The sequence below is a fragment of the Oleiphilus sp. HI0125 genome (genome assembly GCF_001635355.1).
In genome coordinates this window covers 1-529 of the sequence record NZ_LWGF01000552.1, presented here as the reverse complement: position 1 = coordinate 529, position 529 = coordinate 1, and the positions used below count along the sequence as shown (strand labels likewise).

At 43.7% G+C, this 529-nt stretch carries 1 protein-coding gene; it reads left to right on the top strand.

The window, feature by feature from the left end; all coding sequences use genetic code 11:
- Positions 1 to 25: 25 nt before the first annotated feature.
- A partial coding sequence (locus A3762_RS06965) for a carboxymuconolactone decarboxylase family protein (RefSeq protein ID WP_197469104.1) occupies positions 26 to 529 on the top strand: 504 nt, incomplete at its 3' end.

Sequence of the window (529 nt, the reverse complement as noted above, 5' to 3'; positions counted from 1 at the left end):
TGCGCCAGAAGAGTCGAAATCGTTAATGGAAGCTTCGTTGAAAGGTTTTGGCATGATACCTAATTTGCACAAGATATTGGCAGAAGCACCTGCTACTTATGAGGCTTACAATACTGTATTTAACCTATTCATGAAAAACACAACCCTGTCGCCGATTGAGCAGCAGGTAGTTTTTATGACTGCGAACTTCGAAAATAACTGCCACTACTGCGTGCCGGGCCATACCTGGATGATGCATTCCGCGAAAATGCCTGAGGAAGTTATCGAAGCATTACGTGAGGGTACTGAGATACCTGACGCTAAGCTTCAAGCTTTGCACGACTATGCTAAAGCACTACTAGATAAGCGTGGTCACATTGGAGATGAAAAGCTACAAGACTTTATTGAAGCGGGTTATACAAAGCGCCAGGCATTGGAAGTATTAACTGGTTTATCGGCAAAGTTGATCTCCAATTTTACCAACGCATTGGCACACACTGAGCCAGATGATGCGTTTAAGAAATATGCTTGGATACATCCTTCACAGCGA